Origin of the sequence: Mycobacterium sp. 48b (assembly GCF_048282725.1) — a bacterium.
Classification (GTDB): Bacteria; Actinomycetota; Actinomycetes; order Mycobacteriales; family Mycobacteriaceae; genus Mycobacterium.
In genome coordinates, this window is the sequence record NZ_JBLVUL010000001.1 from 2640969 (window position 1) to 2659813 (window position 18845).

Consider the following 18845-nt stretch of genomic DNA (forward strand, 5'->3'; position numbering starts at 1 on the left):
TATCTCCTCGCGCCACAACCATGGTAGACAGTTTTCTAAATCTGTTCACTAATCCTTGGGGAATCATCGGATGGCCGAAACGCTGCAGCAGTTGCTCCGCGAGCGCGAAGGGGGCGACACGGTCGCCGTCAAGTACGGCGACCGTACCTGGACCTGGCGCGAGCACATCGCAGACGCGAAGGCTCAGGCGGCCACGTTGATCGCGATGGCCGATCCGGGGCGTCCACTGCATGTCGGCACGCTCCTGGGCAACACCCCCGACATGCTGACCGCGCTGGCCGCCGCGGCGCTCGGCGGCTACGTGCTGTGCGGCATCAACAACACCCGTCGCGGCGATGCGCTGGCCCGGGATATCGCCCGGGTCGAATGTCAGGTCGTCCTGGTCGACGACCAGCATCGCCAACTGCTCGACGGCGCCGACCTGCCGGGCGTCACCGTCATCGACGTGTCGGATACTGCCTGGTCGCCGCAGGAACTCACTCCGCACCGCGAAGTCGGGCCCGACGACACCTTCATGATGATCTTCACGTCGGGCACCAGCGGCGAGCCCAAGGCCGTCGAGGTCGCCCATTCCATCGTGCTGTTCTCGGCTGCGGCCCTGGTGCAGCGTTACGACCTCACCGAGGCGGACACCTGCTACCTGGCCATGCCGCTGTTCCACTCGAACGGGGTGTACGCGGGGTGGGGCGTAGCGCTCAGTTCGGGCGCAGCCATGGCACCGGCACAGTTCTCCGCGTCCGGCTTCCTGCCGGACGTCCGTCGCTACGGCGCGACGTACATGAACTACGTCGGCAAGCCGCTGGCCTACATCCTGGCCACCGCCGAGCAACCCGACGATCACGACAACACGCTGCGCGTGGCCTTCGGCAACGAAGCGGCCGACCGCGACATCGACGAATTCAGCCGCCGGTTCGGGTGCAGCGTGTGGGACGGCTTCGGTTCCACGGAACTGGCCATCATCATCACCCGCTCCGAGGGCACCCCCGCAGGCAGCGTCGGCCAGGGATTCCCCGGCGTGGCGATCTACGACCCCGAGACCGTCACCGAGTGCGAGGTCGCACAATTCGACGGCACCGGGGCCCTGGTCAACGGCGATGCCGCCACCGGCGAGCTGGTCAACACCAACGGCAGCGGGATGTTCCGCGGCTACCACAACGATCAGGGCGCCACCGATGAACGACTGCGGCACGGCATGTACTGGTCGGGCGACCTGGCCTACCGCGACGCCGACGGCTGGATCTACCTGGCCGGGCGTACCGCGGACTGGATGAGGGTGGACGGGGAGAACATCACCGCGGCTCCCATCGAACGAATCCTGTTGCGGCAGCCGGTGATCAGCCGGGTGGCGGTCTACCCGGTGCCCGACGAGTTCGTGGGCGACCAGGTGATGGCCGCCATCGTGTTGCGCGACGGCCAGGCGCTCACGTCCGGCGAGTTCGGCGCATTCCTGGCGCAGCAGCAGGATCTGTCCCCGAAATCGTGGCCCCGCTACGTCTGGATCGCCGAGGATCTGCCCAGCACCGCGACCAACAAGATCCTCAAGCGTGAACTGGTCGCCCTCGGAGCCGATCCGGCAGGCCGGGTGCTGTGGAAGCGCGACGGAACGGTCTACACGCAAATCTGACGCAGGGAATAGGCCCCGGTCATGCCGCGTTTAGGAGGTTGGCGGTTGACCTGGCATAATGGACCGCCGACCCTCGGTCCCGGTTCACGTCCATCTGAATTTCGGGCGACCCGGGCCAACGATTGAAGAGGAACCCATGAAAACAGGCATTCACCCTGAGTATGTCGAGACCACGGTGCACTGTGGTTGCGGCAATACCTTCCAGACCCGTAGCACCAAGCAGAGCGGCCAGATCGTGGTCGAGGTCTGCTCGCAGTGCCACCCGTTCTACACCGGCAAGCAGAAGATCCTCGACAGCGGCGGCCGCGTGGCCCGCTTCGAGAAGCGGTACGGCAAGCGCAAGCCTGCCGGCGAGACGGCTGCAGCCGACAAGTAGCTACGTCAACGGCGCCCGATCTGTCGCATATGCGTCAGATCTGGGCGCTGTTCTCGTTTCCAGGAACGAGTTGGCGGCACAGGTGGAAAGGATGTGGCTGACGTGACCGATACCGCACCTGCGATCGAGGCGCTGCTAGCTGAGCATGCCGACCTGGAGCGCCAGCTCGCCGACCCCAGCCTGCACGCCGACGCTTCCGCCGCCCGCAAGGTGGGCCGCCGCTTCGCCCAGGTCTCACCCGTCGTGGGTACCTACCGCAAGCTCGAGGCCGCTCGTGGTGACCTGGAAGCCGCCCGCGAACTCGCCGCCGACGACGCCAGCTTCGCCGCCGAGGTGGAGGAGCTGACCGCCAAGGTCGCCGAACTCGACGCCCAGCTGACCGATCAGCTGGCACCCCGCGACCCGCACGACGCCGATGACATCGTGCTGGAGGTCAAGTCCGGGGAAGGCGGGGAGGAGTCGGCACTGTTCGCCGCCGACCTGGCCCGCATGTACATCCGGTACGCCGAGCGGCGCGGCTGGACGGTCACCGTGCTCGACGAGACGTGGTCGGATCTGGGCGGCTACAAGGACGCCACCATCACCATCGCGAGCAAGGGTGACTCTGCCGACGGGGTGTGGTCGCGGATGAAGTTCGAGGGTGGCGTCCACCGCGTGCAGCGGGTGCCCGTCACCGAATCGCAGGGTCGCGTACACACCTCCGCAGCCGGGGTCCTGGTCTACCCCGAGCCGGAAGACGTCGAGCAGGTACAGATCGACGAATCGGATCTGCGCATCGACGTGTACCGGTCCTCGGGCAAGGGCGGCCAGGGCGTGAACACCACCGACTCGGCGGTGCGCATCACCCACCTGCCCACGGGCATCGTCGTGACCTGCCAGAACGAACGCTCGCAGTTGCAGAACAAGGCCCGCGCCATGGTGGTGCTCGCCGCCCGCCTGCAGGCTCTGGCGGAGGAACAGGCGTCGGCTGACGCATCGGCCGATCGCGCCAGCCAGATCCGCACGGTCGATCGCAGCGAGCGGATCCGCACATACAACTTTCCCGAGAACCGGATCGCGGATCACCGCATCAACTTCAAGGCGCACAATCTCGACCAGGTGCTGGACGGGGACATGGACGCACTGCTCGACGCGCTGGGCGCCGCCGACAAACAGGCCCGGCTGCAGCAGCAGTCATGACCCCGGTGCGGCAGGCGATCGAGGCCGCAACGGCACGTCTGGCCGCCGCCGGCGTGGCCTCCCCGCGCATCGACGCCGAATTGCTGGCTGCCCACGCCGCGGGCGTCGACCGCAGTCGGCTGATGTTCCTCGATGACCCCGGTGACGGGTTCGAACGGGCCTATGACGAACTCGTCGCCGCCCGGTCCCGGCGGATTCCCCTGCAGCACCTGACCGGCACCGCGCCGTTCGGTGCGTTGACACTCTCGGTCGGCCCCGGTGTGTTCATTCCCCGGCCGGAGACCGAGGCGCTGCTCGAGTGGGCTTGCAAGCAACGACTTCCGTCCAACCCCCTGATCGTGGACCTCTGCACAGGCTCGGGCGCTCTGGCTCTGGCGCTGGCCGCGCAGTGGCCCGATGCCCGGGTGCTGGCACTGGAGAACTCGCCCGCTGCCCTGGAATTCGCGCGCAGCAACGCGGCAGGAACGCGTGTGGAGATCATCGACGCCGATGTCACCGCCCCCGGCCTGCTGCCCGACCTCGATGACCGGGTGGACCTGCTGGTGTCCAACCCGCCCTACATCCCCGAGGCCGCGGTCCTGGAACCCGAAGTCGCCGAACACGATCCCGCACAGGCGCTGTTCGGTGGCGCCGACGGCATGTCGGTGATCCGGCCGATCGTCGCGCTGGCCGCGCGCTGGCTGCGCGCAGGCGCGCCCTGCGGTGTCGAGCACGACGACACCACCTCCGAGCTGGTCGTCGATGCTTTCGCCGACGACGGGCACTTCGGCGAGGTCACCGCGCGCCGTGACCTCGCCGGACGACCCCGCTTTGTCACGGCGGCCCGGATTGGGAGAAGCTGAGTTGATGCGCGCACCGACCGGGGAGCCGACATGACCATCTTCGATTGCACCGACGCCGATCAGCGTGCGAGCGGTATCGCCTCGGCGGTCAGCGCGGTCAAAGGCGGCCGGCTGGTGGTGATGCCGACCGACACCGTCTACGGTATCGGCGCCGACGCGTTCGACTCGGAAGCCGTGGGGGCGCTGCTGGCCGCCAAGGGCAGGGGCCGCAACATGCCGGTCGGTGTGTTCGTCGGGTCGTGGAACACCATCGACGGGCTGGTCTATTCGGTGCCGCCGGCCGCGCGCGAATTGATCCGCGCATTTTGGCCGGGCGCACTGAGCCTGGTGGTCACGCAGGCACCGTCCCTGCAGTGGGATCTCGGCGACGCCAACGGCAGCGTCATGCTGCGGATGCCGCTGCACCCGGTGGCCATCGAATTGCTGCGGGAAGTCGGGCCTATGGCGCAGTCCAGTGCCAATGTCTCGGGCCGGCCCGCGGCGGTGACCGCAGCCCAGGCGCACGAGCAACTCGGTGACAAGGTCGAGGTCTATCTCGACGGCGGCCCGGCCGAACAGCAGGCCGCATCCACCATCGTCGACCTCACCGGCCCCCAGCCACGCATCCTGCGGACCGGCCCGATCAGTGCAGCGGACATCGCTAGGGTCGTCGGCGTGGAAACGTCCACGCTCACAACAACACCTACGGAGTGATCTCAGCTTGCTGCAGTACGGTTCATCGGTGATGACGGCCGGCGACCAATTGATCTCCGCGAGTCAGGCCGGGCTTCTCGCCCTGTCGGACCAGGGTGCCGGTGTACCGCTGCGCGAGCTGGCGCTCGTCGGCCTTACCGCTGCGATCATCACCTACTTCGCCACCGGCTGGGTGCGCGTGCTGGCCATTCGGCTCGGCGCGGTCGCCTACCCCCGCGAACGCGACGTCCATGTGCAGCCGACCCCACGGATGGGTGGGCTGGCGATGTACATCGGAGTGGCCGCCGCGGTGCTGCTGGCCTCCCAATTGCCGGCACTCACACGGGGTTTCGTCTACTCCACCGGCATGCCCGCGGTCGTGGTGGCGGGCGGGCTGATCATGGCGATCGGGCTGATCGACGACCGGTGGGGTCTGGACGCCCTGACGAAATTCGCCGGGCAGATCACCGCGGCCAGCGTGCTGGTCACCATGGGCGTGGCATGGAGCGTGCTCTACATCCCGTTCGGGGGAGTGGGCACCATCGTGCTCGACCAGGTGTCCTCGATCCTGCTGACGCTGGCACTCACGGTCTCGATCGTCAACGCGATGAACTTCGTCGACGGGCTCGACGGTCTGGCCGCCGGGCTCGGGCTCATCACCGCCCTGGCCATCTGTGTGTTCTCGGTGGGACTGCTGCGTGACCACGGCGGCGACGTGCTGTTCTATCCGCCCGCGGTGATCTCGGTGGTTCTGGCCGGGGCCTGCCTGGGCTTCCTGCCGCACAACTTCCACCGGGCCAAGATCTTCATGGGCGACTCCGGGTCGATGCTGATCGGCCTGATGCTGGGTGCGGCGTCGACCACGGCCGCCGGACCGATCTCGCAGAACGCCTACGGCGCCCGCGATGTCTTCGCGCTGATGTCACCGTTCCTGCTGGTGATCGCCGTGATGCTGGTGCCCGCGCTGGATACGTTGCTGGCCATCGTGCGTCGCACCCGGGCCGGCCGCAGTCCGCTCAGTCCCGACAAGATGCATCTGCATCACCGCCTGCTGCAGATCGGGCACTCCCACCGCCGCGCCGTGCTCCTGATCTACCTGTGGGTGGGCATCATCGCTTTCGGCGCCGCAGCGACGATTTTCTTCGATCCGCGCTACACCGGAGCGGTCGTCGCGGCCGCCATTGTGGTGGCCATCGTGGTGACACTGATACCCCTGTTGCAACGCGGGAACGGAGTGTCCGAAGACGAGCACGAAGCGAAGTACGACAAAAAGTAGTAGGCCTCGTTTAGGGGTGCCTACCATGTGTTAGGGTGCTGCCAGAACCCGAAAAACCTCGCGGGTTGCCGGCCCGGCCCCTCGGTTCGACGAACCGTCAGGTGCCGATCAACGACCGACAAAGGGAGCTACCCCGTGGGTGCATCGAGCCCGCCCGCCGCCCTCCGATATTCTCGTCGGGCGCACACAGGGTTTTGCCAGGGGGCAGCAACCGTTGGCATCTCCGAGGGTGCAGCGTTTCGTGACAGCGGGATTGGGGTGAATCAGTGACGACACCAGCGCAGAACGCGCCGTTGGTGTTCCCGTCGGTGGCTTTCCGGCCACTGCGTCTACTGATTGTTTGCGTCGCACTGACCGCGCTGGCCATTCTGGCCGCCGGATTCACCGGACACATTCTCTTCGGCGTCTTCTTCGGTGTCGGCCTGGGCCTCGGCTTGGTCAACGCACTGCTGGTGCGCCGGGCCGTCGAAGCGATCACGGCCGAAGACCACCCCCTGAAGAAGAAGATGGCCGTGAACTCCGCGACGCGGCTGCTGGTCATCACTGCGATCGCACTCGCCATCGCATTTGTCTTCAAAACCTCGGGCGGCATCGCGGTGCTGTTCGGGCTGGCGATTTTCCAGGCTCTGCTGGTGATGAGCACCAGCATCCCCGTGCTGCGGAAGATCCGCTCGAACGGCCTGGATGTCTTGGATACGGAATCGAAGGGTTGAGCTGACTTAAATGACTCAGACGACGACCGTGCTCGCTGCCGAAGAGGGTGGCGCCGCCATCCACGTCGGCCACCACACGATGGTGTTCGAGCTGTTCGGGATGACGTTCAACGGTGACACCATCCTGGCCACCGCGATCACCGCGGTGATCGTGATCGCCCTGGCGTTCGTCCTGCGGGCCAAGGTCACCTCGACCGGCGTGCCCGGCGGGGTGCAGCTGTTCTGGGAGGCCCTGACCATCCAGATGCGCAGTCAGATCGAGAGCTCGATCGGTATGAAGGTCGCGCCGTTCGTGCTGCCCCTGGCTGTGGCGCTGTTCTCGTTCATCCTGATCTCCAACTGGCTCGCCGTTCTTCCGCTCCAGTACGGCGGGGCTGACGGCGCGGCTGCGGAGTGGTACAAGCCGCCGGCCTCTGACATCAACTTCGTTCTGGCCCTGGCCCTGTTCGTGTTCGTCTGCTACCACGCGGCCGGCATCTGGCGTCGCGGCATCCTCGGCCACCCGAAGCAGTTGCTCAAGGGACACGTCACTGCGCTGATGCCGATCAACATCGTCGAGGAACTCGCCAAGCCGATCTCGCTGGCCCTCCGTCTTTTCGGCAACATCTTCGCCGGCGGCATCCTGGTCGCGCTGATCGCGATGTTCCCCTGGTACATCCAGTGGGCACCGAACGCGATCTGGAAGACCTTCGACCTCTTCGTCGGCCTGATCCAGGCATTCATCTTCTCGCTGCTGACGATCCTGTACTTCAGCCAGTCGATGGAGCTCGAGCACGATGATCATTAAGCCCACTGATCCGCATATCTGACCCCTACAACCGCATCACACGAACCTCTGGCGGCACAGCCACCAGTTATCAAGGAGGATAAAAGGAATGGAACTCGACCCCAACGCCCTCATCACGGCCGGCGCGCTGATCGGTGGCGGTTTGATCATGGGCGGCGGCGCCATCGGCGCCGGTATCGGTGACGGTATCGCGGGTAACGCGCTGATCTCGGGTATCGCCCGGCAGCCCGAGGCCCAGGGCCGGCTGTTCACCCCGTTCTTCATCACCGTCGGTCTGGTGGAGGCCGCGTACTTCATCAACCTGGCCTTCATGGCGCTGTTCGTCTTCGCCACCCCGGGCCTGCAGTAGTCCATCAGCATGGGTGAACTGAGCGCAACGATCCTGGCTGCCGGCCAGGCAGCGGAGGAAGGCGGAGGGGGCCAGAGCAACTTCCTGGTCCCCAACGGCACCTTCTTCGCTGTGCTGATCATTTTCTTGATCACGCTGGCAGTGATCTGGAAATGGGTTGTGCCACCGGTCGGCAAGGTGCTGGCAGAGCGCGAAGCGATGCTGGCGAAGACCGCCGCCGACAATCGGAAGTCGGCCGAGCAGGTGGCCGCGGCACAGGCCGACTACAACGAGGCGATGGCCGGGGCTCGTACCCAGGCATCGGCAATCCGTGACGAGGCCCGCGCCGCGGGTCGCGAGGTGGTCGACGCCAAGCGTGCCGAGGCCGGCACCGAAGTGGCCGCGACAGTGCGCCAGGCCGATGAGCAGCTTGCTGCCCAGAGCGCCGAGGTGCGGTCGGGGCTGGAGTCGTCGGTGGACGGGCTGTCGCAGACCCTGGCCAGCCGAATTTTGGGCGTCGACGTGAAATCAGGTGGGACGCAGTAGATGTCGATATTTATCGGGCAGCTGATCGGCTTTGCCGTCATCGCATTCATCATCATCAAGTGGGTGGTGCCGCCGGTGCGGAACCTGATGCAGAAGCAGCAGGAAGCCGTGCGGGTCGCTCTCGCCGAGAGCGCCGAGGCGGCCAAGAAGCTCGCCGATGCCGATGAGATGCATGCCAAGGCACTCGCCGACGCCAAGGCCGAATCGACCAAGGTGACCGACGAGGCCTCGCAGGACTCCGAGCGGATCACCGCTCAGCTGGCCGAGCAGGCCGGCACCGAGGCCGAGCGGATCAAGGCGCAGGGCGCTCAGCAGGTTCAGCTGATGCGCCAGCAGCTCATCCGCCAGCTGCGGACCGGTCTCGGATCGGAGTCGGTGGCCAAGGCCGACGCTCTGGTCCGGGCGCACGTCGCCGACCCGGCCGCGCAGGCGGCCACCGTCGACCGGTTCCTCGCCGAGCTGGACCAGATGGCCCCGTCGACCGTGGTGATCGACACCGCCGCCACGGCAAAGCTGCGCGCGGCCAGCCGCGAGTCGCTGGCGGTCGTGGTCGACAAGTTCGACTCCATCGCAAGCGGTCTGGACGCCGACGGCCTGACCACCCTGGCCGAGGAGCTGACCTCGGTGGCCAAGGTGCTGCTGTCGGAGTCGGTGCTCACCAGGCATCTGGCCGAGCCGACCGACAACGCCGCCGCCAAGGTCGAGCTGGTCGATCGCCTGCTGTCGGGCCAGGTCGGCAACACCACCCTGGATGTGCTGCGGACCGCGGTCTCGCAGCGTTGGTCGACCGAATCGAACCTGGTCGACGCGATTGAACACACCGCTCGTCTGGCGCTGCTCAAGCGCGCCGAGATCGGCGGTGAGGTCGACGAGGTGGAGGACCAGTTGTTCCGGTTCGGCCGCCTGCTCGACGCCGAGCCCAAGCTCTCGGCCTTGCTCAGTGACTACACCGCGCCGGTCGACGGTCGAATCGCCTTGCTCGACAAGGTGATCGGCGGTAACGCGAGTGGAAACGGGACGGCTGCGGCGCTGCTGGCCCAGACTGTGGGGCTGCTGCGCGGTGAGCGTGCCGATGAGGCCGTCATCGACCTCGCCGAGCTCGCAGTCGCCCGCCGCGGTGAAGTGGTCGCTCACGTGACCGCCGCGGCTGACCTGACCGATGCTCAGCGGACCCGGCTGTCGGAGGTGCTCACGCGCATCTACGGACACCCGGTGTCGGTGCAGTTGCACGTCGACCCGGAACTGCTCGGTGGTCTGTCGATCACCGTCGGAGACGAAGTGATCGACGGCTCGATCTCGTCACGACTGGCCGCAGCGGCCACCCAGCTGCCGGACTGACCTCGGCGCTGGCAACCCCAGAACCACCCCAAGAACAAGGTAGGAAGACGAAAAACCATGGCAGAGTTGACAATCTCGGCTGCTGATATCGAAGGTGCCATCGAGGACTACGTATCCTCGTTTTCCGCCGACACCGAGCGCGAAGAGATCGGCACCGTCGTCGACGCCGGTGACGGCATCGCTCACGTCGAGGGCCTGCCCTCGGTCATGACCCAGGAGCTCCTCGAGTTCCCGGGCGGTGTGTTGGGTGTGGCGCTCAACCTCGACGAGCACAGCGTCGGCGCCGTGATCCTGGGTGAGTTCGAGAAGATCGAAGAGGGCCAGCAGGTCAAGCGGACCGGCGAGGTGCTCTCGGTGCCGGTCGGCGACGCGTTCCTCGGTCGCGTCGTCAACCCGCTCGGCCAGCCGATCGACGGCCAGGGTGACATCGCCGCCGACGAGCGGCGCGCACTCGAGCTGCAGGCCCCTTCGGTGGTTCAGCGCCAGGGCGTCGGCGAGCCGCTGCAGACCGGTATCAAGGCCATCGACGCCATGACCCCGATCGGCCGCGGACAGCGTCAGCTGATCATCGGTGACCGCAAGACCGGCAAGACCGCGGTCTGCGTCGACACCATCTTGAACCAGCGCGAAGCCTGGCTGACCGGTGACCCCAAGCAGCAGGTGCGCTGCGTGTACGTCGCCGTCGGCCAGAAGGGCACCACCATCGCCAGCGTGAAGCGCGCGCTGGAAGAGGGCGGCGCGATGGAGTACACCACCATCGTCGCGGCCCCCGCCTCCGATCCGGCCGGCTTCAAGTGGCTGGCGCCGTACACCGGCTCGGCCATCGGCCAGCACTGGATGTACGACGGCAAGCACGTGCTGATCGTCTTCGACGACCTGACCAAGCAGGCCGAGGCCTACCGCGCCATCTCGCTGCTGCTGCGTCGCCCGCCGGGCCGCGAGGCATACCCCGGTGACGTCTTCTACCTGCACTCGCGTCTGCTGGAGCGTTGCGCGAAGCTCTCCGACGAGCTGGGCGGTGGTTCGATGACGGGCCTGCCGATCATCGAGACCAAGGCCAACGACATCTCGGCCTACATCCCGACCAACGTCATCTCGATCACCGACGGTCAGTGCTTCCTGGAGTCCGACCTGTTCAACCAGGGTGTGCGCCCGGCCGTGAACGTCGGTGTGTCGGTGTCCCGCGTCGGTGGCGCCGCGCAGATCAAGGCCATGAAAGAGGTCGCCGGCTCACTGCGTCTGGACCTGTCGCAGTACCGCGAGCTGGAGGCCTTCGCGGCCTTCGCCTCGGACCTGGATGCGGCCTCCAAGGCCCAGCTGGACCGCGGTGTCCGCCTGGTCGAGCTGCTCAAGCAGGCCCAGTACAGCCCGCTGGCGGTCGAGGACCAGGTCATCGAGATCTTCCTCGGTACCCAGGGCCACCTGGATTCGGTTCCCGCCGAGGACGTCTCGCGCTTCTCGTCCGAGCTGCTGGAGCACGTGAAGGCCAGCCACTCCGAGATCCTCACCGGGATCAAGGAGACCAAGAAGCTCTCCGAGGAGAGCGAGGAGAAGCTGGTCTCGGTCATCAACGAGTTCAAGAAGGGCTTCGCCGCCACCGACGGCAGCTCCGTGGTTGTCAAGGAGGCCGATGCCGACGCACTCGACCCCGAGGACCTGGAGAAGGAATCGGTCAAGGTCCGCAAGCCGGCTCCGAAGAAGGCCTAGGTAACCAATGGCAGCCACACTTCGCGAGCTACGCGGGCGTATCCGCTCGGCTTCGTCGATCAAGAAGATCACGAAGGCCCAGGAGCTGATCGCCACGTCGCGGATCGCCAAGGCGCAGGCCCGGGTCGACGCGGCCCGGCCCTACTCCACCGAGATCACCAACATGCTCACCGAGCTGGCCGGTGCCAGCGCGCTGGATCACCCGCTGCTCGTTCAGCGGGAGAACCCCAAGCGCGCCGGTGTGCTGGTGGTGTCCTCGGACCGCGGTCTCTGCGGCGGTTACAACGCCAACGTGCTGCGCCGGGCCGAAGAACTGTTCTCGCTGCTGCGGGAAGAGGGCAAGAACCCGGTGCTCTACGTCGTCGGCCGGAAAGCGTTGGGCTACTACAGCTTCCGCCAGCGGACGGTGACCCAGTCGTGGACCGGCTTCTCCGAGCGGCCCACCTACGAGGACGCCAAGGAGATCGCCGACACCCTGGTGCAGGCGTTCATGTCCGGCGCTGACGACGACGGCGACGATGCGGGAGCCGACGGCATCTTGGGTGTCGACGAACTGCACATCGTCTCCACCGAGTTCCGTTCGATGCTCTCGCAGACCGCGGTGGCCCATCGGATCGCGCCGTTGGTCGTCGAGTACGTCGGTGAGCCGGAAACCGGTCCGCACACGCTGTATTCGTTCGAGCCGAATGCCGAGGACCTGTTCGACGCGCTCCTGCCGCGCTACATCGCCACCCGCGTGTACGCAGCACTGCTGGAGGCCGCGGCCTCGGAGTCGGCTTCGCGCCGGCGCGCCATGAAGTCGGCCACCGACAACGCCGACGATCTGATCAAGGCACTCACGCTCGCGGCCAACCGTGAACGTCAGGCGCAGATCACCCAGGAAATCAGCGAGATCGTGGGCGGCGCGAACGCGCTGGCCGACGCGCGCTAGCCGGACCAAAGACGAAAGCCTCGTAGGAAAGCGAAGAGAGAATGACTGCTACTGCAGAAAAGACCGCGGGCCGCGTAGTCCGCATCACCGGCCCGGTGGTGGATATTGAGTTCCCGCGCGGTGCCGTGCCCGAGCTGTTCAACGCGCTGCACGCCGACATCACCTACGGTGCGCTCGCGAAGACCCTGACGCTTGAGGTTGCCCAGCACCTCGGCGACAACCTGGTGCGCTGCATCTCCATGCAGCCCACCGACGGCCTGGTGCGTGGCACCGACGTCCGCGACACCGGCGCCTCGATCTCGGTGCCGGTCGGCGACGGCGTCAAGGGCCACGTGTTCAACGCCCTCGGTGACTGCCTCGACGAGCCCGGCTACGGCAAGGACTTCGACCACTGGTCGATCCACCGCAAGCCGCCGGCCTTCGCCGACCTGGAGCCCCGCACCGAGATGCTGGAGACCGGTCTGAAGGTCGTCGACCTGCTCACGCCGTACGTGCGTGGTGGCAAGATCGCCCTGTTCGGTGGTGCCGGCGTCGGTAAGACGGTTCTGATCCAGGAGATGATCAACCGTATTGCCCGCAACTTCGGTGGTACCTCGGTGTTCGCCGGCGTGGGTGAGCGCACCCGTGAGGGCAACGACCTGTGGGTCGAGCTCGCCGACGCCAACGTGCTCAAGGACACCGCGTTGGTGTTCGGCCAGATGGACGAGCCGCCAGGCACCCGTATGCGCGTCGCCCTGTCGGCCCTGACCATGGCCGAGTACTTCCGTGACGAGCAGAACCAGGACGTGCTGCTCTTCATCGACAACATCTTCCGGTTCACCCAGGCCGGTTCCGAGGTTTCGACCCTGCTGGGTCGTATGCCTTCGGCCGTGGGTTACCAGCCGACGCTGGCCGACGAGATGGGTGAGCTGCAGGAGCGCATCACCTCGACCCGTGGCCGGTCCATCACCTCGATGCAGGCCGTGTACGTGCCCGCCGACGACTACACCGACCCGGCGCCGGCGACCACCTTCGCCCACCTGGATGCCACCACGGAGCTTTCGCGTGCGGTGTTCTCGAAGGGCATCTTCCCCGCGGTGGACCCGCTGGCTTCGTCCTCGACGATCCTGCACCCCAGCGTCGTCGGCGACGAGCACTACCGCGTCGCCCAGGAAGTCATCCGGATCCTGCAGCGCTACAAGGATCTCCAGGACATCATCGCCATCCTCGGTATCGACGAGCTGTCGGAAGAGGACAAGGTTCTGGTGTACCGCGCCCGTAAGATCGAGCGCTTCCTGAGCCAGAACATGATGGCGGCCGAGCAGTTCACCGGTCAGCCGGGTTCGACCGTGCCGCTCAAGGAGACCATCGAGGCCTTCGACAAGCTGGCCAAGGGCGAGTTCGATCACCTGCCCGAGCAGGCGTTCTTCCTCATCGGTGGTCTGGACGACCTGGCGAAGAAGGCCGAAAGCCTCGGCGCCAAGCTGTGATGAGCGCTTGCGCGAAGAACCAATGGGTTGAGCTCGTCTCTTCCCTCGGAAAGGTGGTGTGGAATGGCTGACTTGAACGTCGAGATCGTTGCCGTCGAGCGTGAGCTCTGGTCCGGCACCGCTACGTTCGTCTTCACCCGGACCACCGCTGGTGAGATCGGCATCCTGCCGCGCCACATTCCGTTGGTGGCGCAGCTGGTCGACGACGCCATGGTGCGGGTCGAGCGCGAAGGCGAGGACGATCTGCGCATCGCCGTCGATGGCGGTTTCCTGTCGGTGACGGAGGAGACGGTGCGGATCTTGGTGGAGAACGCTCAGTTCGAATCCGAGATCGACGCCGACTCCGCCAAGCAGGACGCGGAGTCCGACGACGAGCAGACAGCGGCATGGGGTCGGGCGCGCCTGCGCGCTCTCGGCCAGATCGACTGACGACAGAGACGACAGATGAGCGCGCCCATGATTGTCATGGTCGCGCTCGTCTGCGTTCTGGCCGTTTTGGCCGGTGCGCTGAGCTACCGACTGTGGAAGCTGCGACAGGTTGGTGGAACGGCTGCGATCCTGCGCGACGTTCCGGCCGACGGGGGCAGTGGCTGGCGCCACGGCGTGATGCGCTACCGCGGTGGCGAGGCCGGCTTCTACCGGCTGTCCAGCATCCGCTGGTGGCCTGATCGACGATTGAGCCGGCGAGGGCTGGAAGTGGTGTCGCGCCGTGCCCCGCGGGGCGATGAGTTCGACATCATGACCGACGCAACGGTGATTCTCGAATTGCGCGACAACAGTCCCGAACGCCGGCAGGGCTACGAGATCGCCCTGGACCGGGGCGCCCTGACGGCGTTCACCTCATGGCTCGAGTCGCGGCCCTCACCGCGAGCTCGCCGCCGCAACTACTGAAGCTATTTCTCGGTTCCGCCGCCAGGCTTCCAGAGCACGTCCCCGTCCGGGTTCGCCACCCGCGACAGGATGAACAACAGATCCGACAGCCGGTTGAGGTACTTCGCCGGCAGAACGCTCACCGAATCCCCGTGCTCCTGCACCGCGATCCATGCCGAGCGTTCCGCGCGGCGAGCCACCGTTCGAGCGACGTGCAGCAGCGCCGACAGGGGAGTGCCGCCGGGCAGGATGAACGAGTTCAGCGCGGGCAGCGCTTCGTTGAACTCATCGCACCACTTCTCCAGCCGGTCGATGTAGGGCTGCGAGATCCGCAGGGGCGGGTACTCGGGGTTCTCCACGACCGGCGTGGAAAGGTCTGCGCCCGCGTCGAACAGGTCGTTCTGAATCTGACGCAACACCGCCAGGATTTGCTGACCGGGTTCGCCCATGGCCACCGCGACGCCGATGGCGGCGTTGGCTTCGTCACAGTCGGCGTAGGCCGCCAACCTCGAATCATTCTTGGAAACCCTGCTGAAGTCACTCAGCCCGGTCGTGCCGTCGTCGCCGGTGCGGGTATAGATACGGGTGAGATGAACCGCCATAGCTGAACCGTACCGGGCTTGAGAACCGGCCGGCCGCGGCCGCCGGATCTGTCCGAGCAGGCAGAAACTCGACGGCGGGCTGTTTACACTGACCGGCGTGAGCGAGCGTTTCTTGGTGACCGGAGGAAACCGGTTATCAGGCGAAGTTGCTGTCGGCGGTGCGAAGAACAGTGTGCTGAAACTGATGGCCGCCTCGTTGCTGGCCGAAGGCACCAGCACGATCACCAATTGCCCCGACATCCTGGATGTTCCGCTGATGGCGGAGGTTCTGCGGGGGTTGGGTGCCACGGTCGAGCTCGACGGCGACACCGTGCGTATCACGTCGCCCGACGAGCCCAAGTACGACGCCGATTTCGCGGCGGTGCGTCAGTTCCGTGCGTCGGTGTGTGTGCTGGGTCCTCTGGTCGGCCGCTGCAGGAAGGCCAAGGTTGCGCTCCCGGGGGGTGACGCGATCGGGTCGCGGCCGCTGGACATGCACCAGGCCGGACTGCGCCAACTGGGTGCCACCTGCAATATCGAGCACGGCTGTGTGGTGGCCGAGGCCGACCATCTGCGCGGTGCCGAGATCCAGCTGGAGTTCCCGTCGGTGGGGGCGACCGAGAACATCCTGATGGCCGCGGTGTTGGCCGAAGGCGTCACCACGATCCACAACGCCGCGCGCGAGCCTGACATCGTCGACATCTGCGCGATGCTCAATCAGATGGGTGCCAAGGTCAGCGGCGCGGGCACGTCGACGCTGACGATCACCGGTGTCGATCGGCTCTATCCCACGCAACACCGGGTGATCGGTGACCGGATCGTCGCGGCGACGTGGGGGATAGCCGCGGCGATGACGCGCGGTGACATCTCGGTGACCGGCGTAGACCCACAACACCTGCAGCTGGTGCTGCACAAGTTGCATGACGCCGGCGCGACCGTGACGCAGAACGACGACGGTTTCCGGGTGGTGCAGTACGAGCGCCCGAAAGCGGTCAATGTGGCGACGCTGCCGTTCCCGGGATTTCCGACCGACCTGCAGCCGATGGCGATCGGGCTGGCCGCGGTCGCCGACGGTACGTCGATGATCACCGAGAACGTGTTCGAAGCCCGCTTCCGGTTCGTCGAGGAGATGATCCGGTTGGGTGCCGATGCGCGGACGGACGGCCACCATGCCGTTGTGCGGGGGATCCCGCAGCTTTCGAGTGCACCGGTGTGGTCTTCGGATATCCGGGCCGGTGCCGGCCTGGTGCTCGCCGGCTTGGTCGCCGACGGTGAAACCGAGGTCCACGACGTGTTCCACATCGACCGCGGATATCCGTTGTTCGTGGAAAACCTGTTGAGCCTCGGAGCCGAGATCGAAAGAGTAGGCTCTTAGGCAGCACGTTCGAGCCTGGCTTTCAGCCTCGAAATCGCGCTGACCAGCCGATTTGACCTTGAAGGCTGACGCGCGCTAATCTTTTGAAGTCGCCGCGGAGCGGGGAAAACCCCCGGGGCCAGAGCGACTTGACAAGCCAGCCGAGAACGTACTAAGCTGGCGAGGTTGCCTCAGACCGGATGAAATAAGCCAGGATGAAGCAACTTGACTTGCCGGCAAGGTTCCGATTAAGCTGGTGGGGTTGCCCCAAAACAGGGTGACAAAGAAGAAAAAGTCTGTTGTTTGAGAACTCAATAGTGTGTTTGGTGGTTTTTGTTTGTTGTTTTTTGCCACTCATTTTGGGGGACTCCCCGTCTTCCGATCATGATGGGTGGCTGTTTTTTTGATGCCAGATTGTTGGTGTCTTTTGTTTGTGATCGGATTTTTCTGATTGAATTCTGCCTCGTCTTTGGATGGGGAGTTTTTGTTTGGAGAGTTTGATCCTGGCTCAGGACGAACGCTGGCGGCGTGCTTAACACATGCAAGTCGAACGGAAAGGCCCTTCGGGGTACTCGAGTGGCGAACGGGTGAGTAACACGTGGGTGATCTGCCCTGCACTTTGGGATAAGCCTGGGAAACTGGGTCTAATACCGAATAGGACCGCGCTCTTCATGGGGTGTGGTGGAAAGCTTTTGCGGTGTGGGATGGGCCCGCGGCCTATCAGCTTGTTGGTGGGGTAATGGCCTACCAAGGCGACGACGGGTAGCCGGCCTGAGAGGGTGACCGGCCACACTGGGACTGAGATACGGCCCAGACTCCTACGGGAGGCAGCAGTGGGGAATATTGCACAATGGGCGCAAGCCTGATGCAGCGACGCCGCGTGAGGGATGACGGCCTTCGGGTTGTAAACCTCTTTCAATAGGGACGAAGCGCAAGTGACGGTACCTATAGAAGAAGGACCGGCCAACTACGTGCCAGCAGCCGCGGTAATACGTAGGGTCCGAGCGTTGTCCGGAATTACTGGGCGTAAAGAGCTCGTAGGTGGTTTGTCGCGTTGTTCGTGAAAACTCACAGCTTAACTGTGGGCGTGCGGGCGATACGGGCAGACTAGAGTACTGCAGGGGAGACTGGAATTCCTGGTGTAGCGGTGGAATGCGCAGATATCAGGAGGAACACCGGTGGCGAAGGCGGGTCTCTGGGCAGTAACTGACGCTGAGGAGCGAAAGCGTGGGGAGCGAACAGGATTAGATACCCTGGTAGTCCACGCCGTAAACGGTGGGTACTAGGTGTGGGTTTCCTTCCTTGGGATCCGTGCCGTAGCTAACGCATTAAGTACCCCGCCTGGGGAGTACGGCCGCAAGGCTAAAACTCAAAGGAATTGACGGGGGCCCGCACAAGCGGCGGAGCATGTGGATTAATTCGATGCAACGCGAAGAACCTTACCTGGGTTTGACATGCACAGGACGCCAGTAGAGATATTGGTTCCCTTGTGGCCTGTGTGCAGGTGGTGCATGGCTGTCGTCAGCTCGTGTCGTGAGATGTTGGGTTAAGTCCCGCAACGAGCGCAACCCTTGTCTCATGTTGCCAGCACGTAATGGTGGGGACTCGTGAGAGACTGCCGGGGTCAACTCGGAGGAAGGTGGGGATGACGTCAAGTCATCATGCCCCTTATGTCCAGGGCTTCACACATGCTACAATGGCCGGTACAAAGGGCTGCGATGCCGTGAGGTGGAGCGAATCCTTTCAAAGCCGGTCTCAGTTCGGATCGGGGTCTGCAACTCGACCCCGTGAAGTCGGAGTCGCTAGTAATCGCAGATCAGCAACGCTGCGGTGAATACGTTCCCGGGCCTTGTACACACCGCCCGTCACGTCATGAAAGTCGGTAACACCCGAAGCCGGTGGCCTAACCCTTGTGGAGGGAGCCGTCGAAGGTGGGATCGGCGATTGGGACGAAGTCGTAACAAGGTAGCCGTACCGGAAGGTGCGGCTGGATCACCTCCTTTCTAAGGAGCACCACGATAAACATCTCCAATTGGTGGGGATGTAGCCGTGAGGAGCTGGAGCGCTGTAGTGGCGCCGGCTTGGTGCACAACAAACTTCTGAAACTGCCAGACACACTATTGGGCTTTGAGACAACAGGCCCGCAGTCCTGTCCCGTTGGGGGCAGGGGGTGTGTTGTTGCCTCACTTTGGTGGTGGGGTGTGGTGTTTGATTTGTGGATAGTGGTTGCGAGCATCTAGCACGCAGGAGTG

At 65.1% G+C, this 18845-nt stretch carries 18 protein-coding genes and 1 rRNA gene; 18 read left to right on the top strand and 1 reads right to left on the bottom strand.

All coding sequences use genetic code 11. From position 1 onward, the window contains the following. The first annotated feature begins 70 nt into the window (after positions 1 to 70). The 16 genes from fadD1 (at position 71) to ACNQR1_RS12995 (ending at position 14679) form a co-directional block, all read left to right on the top strand. Complete coding sequence (gene fadD1, locus ACNQR1_RS12920) at positions 71 to 1624, top strand: fatty-acid--CoA ligase FadD1 (protein ID WP_418046537.1); 1554 nt, start codon at positions 71 to 73, stop codon at positions 1622 to 1624. Positions 1625 to 1760: 136 nt separating this feature from the next. Continuing rightward, positions 1761 to 2000, top strand: coding sequence for a 50S ribosomal protein L31 (gene rpmE / locus ACNQR1_RS12925; RefSeq protein ID WP_036448410.1), 240 nt, complete (start codon positions 1761 to 1763; stop codon positions 1998 to 2000). Between the two features lie 102 nt (positions 2001 to 2102). After that, positions 2103 to 3179: a peptide chain release factor 1 gene (prfA, locus tag ACNQR1_RS12930; RefSeq protein WP_418046539.1), complete on the top strand. Its 1077-nt coding sequence runs from the start codon at positions 2103 to 2105 to the stop codon at positions 3177 to 3179. Continuing rightward, on the top strand, positions 3176 to 4021 hold the full coding sequence (gene prmC, locus ACNQR1_RS12935) for a peptide chain release factor N(5)-glutamine methyltransferase (RefSeq protein WP_418046541.1): 846 nt from the start codon (positions 3176 to 3178) through the stop codon (positions 4019 to 4021). The genes prfA and prmC overlap by 4 nt, the downstream gene beginning before the upstream one ends. A gap of 30 nt (positions 4022 to 4051) precedes the next feature. Further along, a complete protein-coding gene (locus ACNQR1_RS12940; RefSeq protein WP_418046543.1) occupies positions 4052 to 4714 on the top strand; it encodes an L-threonylcarbamoyladenylate synthase in 663 nt (220 codons plus the stop codon). Between the two features lie 31 nt (positions 4715 to 4745). Then, complete coding sequence (gene rfe / locus ACNQR1_RS12945) at positions 4746 to 5969, top strand: UDP-N-acetylglucosamine--decaprenyl-phosphate N-acetylglucosaminephosphotransferase (protein ID WP_418050355.1); 1224 nt, start codon at positions 4746 to 4748, stop codon at positions 5967 to 5969. 266 nt (positions 5970 to 6235) lie between these two features. After that, positions 6236 to 6682, top strand: coding sequence for an ATP synthase subunit I (locus ACNQR1_RS12950; protein ID WP_418046545.1), 447 nt, complete (start codon positions 6236 to 6238; stop codon positions 6680 to 6682). Between the two features lie 10 nt (positions 6683 to 6692). Next, complete coding sequence (atpB, locus tag ACNQR1_RS12955; protein WP_418046547.1) at positions 6693 to 7469, top strand: F0F1 ATP synthase subunit A; 777 nt, start codon at positions 6693 to 6695, stop codon at positions 7467 to 7469. Between the two features lie 88 nt (positions 7470 to 7557). Then, on the top strand, positions 7558 to 7818 hold the full coding sequence (locus ACNQR1_RS12960) for a F0F1 ATP synthase subunit C (protein ID WP_003888102.1): 261 nt from the start codon (positions 7558 to 7560) through the stop codon (positions 7816 to 7818). Between the two features lie 9 nt (positions 7819 to 7827). Beyond that, positions 7828 to 8343, top strand: coding sequence for a F0F1 ATP synthase subunit B (locus ACNQR1_RS12965; protein ID WP_418046549.1), 516 nt, complete (start codon positions 7828 to 7830; stop codon positions 8341 to 8343). Continuing rightward, positions 8344 to 9681 carry a F0F1 ATP synthase subunit B/delta gene (locus tag ACNQR1_RS12970; RefSeq protein WP_418046551.1) on the top strand — a complete coding sequence of 446 codons (1338 nt, stop codon included), beginning with the start codon at positions 8344 to 8346 and terminating at the stop codon, positions 9679 to 9681. Between the two features lie 57 nt (positions 9682 to 9738). Further along, a complete protein-coding gene (gene atpA, locus ACNQR1_RS12975; RefSeq protein WP_418046553.1) occupies positions 9739 to 11388 on the top strand; it encodes a F0F1 ATP synthase subunit alpha in 1650 nt (549 codons plus the stop codon). Between the two features lie 7 nt (positions 11389 to 11395). Further along, the gene (locus tag ACNQR1_RS12980) at positions 11396 to 12319 is read left to right on the top strand and encodes a F0F1 ATP synthase subunit gamma (protein WP_418046555.1); all 924 of its coding nucleotides are present in this window, start codon (positions 11396 to 11398) and stop codon (positions 12317 to 12319) included. Between the two features lie 41 nt (positions 12320 to 12360). Continuing rightward, complete coding sequence (atpD, locus tag ACNQR1_RS12985) at positions 12361 to 13788, top strand: F0F1 ATP synthase subunit beta (protein WP_044519623.1); 1428 nt, start codon at positions 12361 to 12363, stop codon at positions 13786 to 13788. Positions 13789 to 13851: 63 nt separating this feature from the next. Further along, positions 13852 to 14217, top strand: a complete 366-nt coding sequence (locus ACNQR1_RS12990; protein ID WP_090428637.1) for a F0F1 ATP synthase subunit epsilon — start codon at positions 13852 to 13854, stop codon at positions 14215 to 14217. Positions 14218 to 14232: 15 nt separating this feature from the next. Continuing rightward, positions 14233 to 14679 carry a DUF2550 domain-containing protein gene (locus ACNQR1_RS12995; RefSeq protein WP_418046557.1) on the top strand — a complete coding sequence of 149 codons (447 nt, stop codon included), beginning with the start codon at positions 14233 to 14235 and terminating at the stop codon, positions 14677 to 14679. Between the two features lie 2 nt (positions 14680 to 14681). Here the strand turns inward: ACNQR1_RS12995 and ACNQR1_RS13000 are convergent, their stop codons facing one another. Next, entirely contained in the window at positions 14682 to 15260 is a 579-nt protein-coding gene (locus ACNQR1_RS13000; RefSeq protein ID WP_418046559.1) for a cob(I)yrinic acid a,c-diamide adenosyltransferase, read from the bottom strand. 97 nt (positions 15261 to 15357) lie between these two features. Between ACNQR1_RS13000 and murA the strand changes: the two genes are divergently transcribed. Together murA and ACNQR1_RS13010 are read left to right on the top strand one after the other, a co-directional pair. Beyond that, on the top strand, positions 15358 to 16614 hold the full coding sequence (murA, locus tag ACNQR1_RS13005) for a UDP-N-acetylglucosamine 1-carboxyvinyltransferase (protein WP_036395003.1): 1257 nt from the start codon (positions 15358 to 15360) through the stop codon (positions 16612 to 16614). A 464-nt stretch (positions 16615 to 17078) separates the two neighbouring features. Beyond that, a 16S ribosomal RNA gene (locus ACNQR1_RS13010) occupies positions 17079 to 18596 on the top strand. The last annotated feature ends 249 nt before the right edge of the window (positions 18597 to 18845 follow it).

Excerpts from the sequence above, each read along its gene's own strand:
- fadD1 (WP_418046537.1), top strand. The coding sequence starts at position 71 with ATGGCCGAAACGCTGCAGCAGTTGCTCCGCGAGCGCGAAGGGGGCGAC.
- rpmE (WP_036448410.1), top strand. The coding sequence starts at position 1,761 with ATGAAAACAGGCATTCACCCTGAGTATGTCGAGACCACGGTGCACTGT.
- prmC (WP_418046541.1), top strand. The coding sequence starts at position 3,176 with ATGACCCCGGTGCGGCAGGCGATCGAGGCCGCAACGGCACGTCTGGCC.
- ACNQR1_RS12940 (WP_418046543.1), top strand. The coding sequence starts at position 4,052 with ATGACCATCTTCGATTGCACCGACGCCGATCAGCGTGCGAGCGGTATC.
- rfe (WP_418050355.1), top strand. The coding sequence starts at position 4,746 with ATGACGGCCGGCGACCAATTGATCTCCGCGAGTCAGGCCGGGCTTCTC.
- atpB (WP_418046547.1), top strand. The coding sequence starts at position 6,693 with ATGACTCAGACGACGACCGTGCTCGCTGCCGAAGAGGGTGGCGCCGCC.
- ACNQR1_RS12960 (WP_003888102.1), top strand. The coding sequence starts at position 7,558 with ATGGAACTCGACCCCAACGCCCTCATCACGGCCGGCGCGCTGATCGGT.
- ACNQR1_RS12965 (WP_418046549.1), top strand. The coding sequence starts at position 7,828 with ATGGGTGAACTGAGCGCAACGATCCTGGCTGCCGGCCAGGCAGCGGAG.
- ACNQR1_RS12970 (WP_418046551.1), top strand. The coding sequence starts at position 8,344 with ATGTCGATATTTATCGGGCAGCTGATCGGCTTTGCCGTCATCGCATTC.
- atpA (WP_418046553.1), top strand. The coding sequence starts at position 9,739 with ATGGCAGAGTTGACAATCTCGGCTGCTGATATCGAAGGTGCCATCGAG.
- ACNQR1_RS12980 (WP_418046555.1), top strand. The coding sequence starts at position 11,396 with ATGGCAGCCACACTTCGCGAGCTACGCGGGCGTATCCGCTCGGCTTCG.
- atpD (WP_044519623.1), top strand. The coding sequence starts at position 12,361 with ATGACTGCTACTGCAGAAAAGACCGCGGGCCGCGTAGTCCGCATCACC.
- ACNQR1_RS12990 (WP_090428637.1), top strand. The coding sequence starts at position 13,852 with ATGGCTGACTTGAACGTCGAGATCGTTGCCGTCGAGCGTGAGCTCTGG.
- ACNQR1_RS12995 (WP_418046557.1), top strand. The coding sequence starts at position 14,233 with ATGAGCGCGCCCATGATTGTCATGGTCGCGCTCGTCTGCGTTCTGGCC.
- ACNQR1_RS13000 (WP_418046559.1), bottom strand. The coding sequence starts at position 15,260 with ATGGCGGTTCATCTCACCCGTATCTATACCCGCACCGGCGACGACGGC.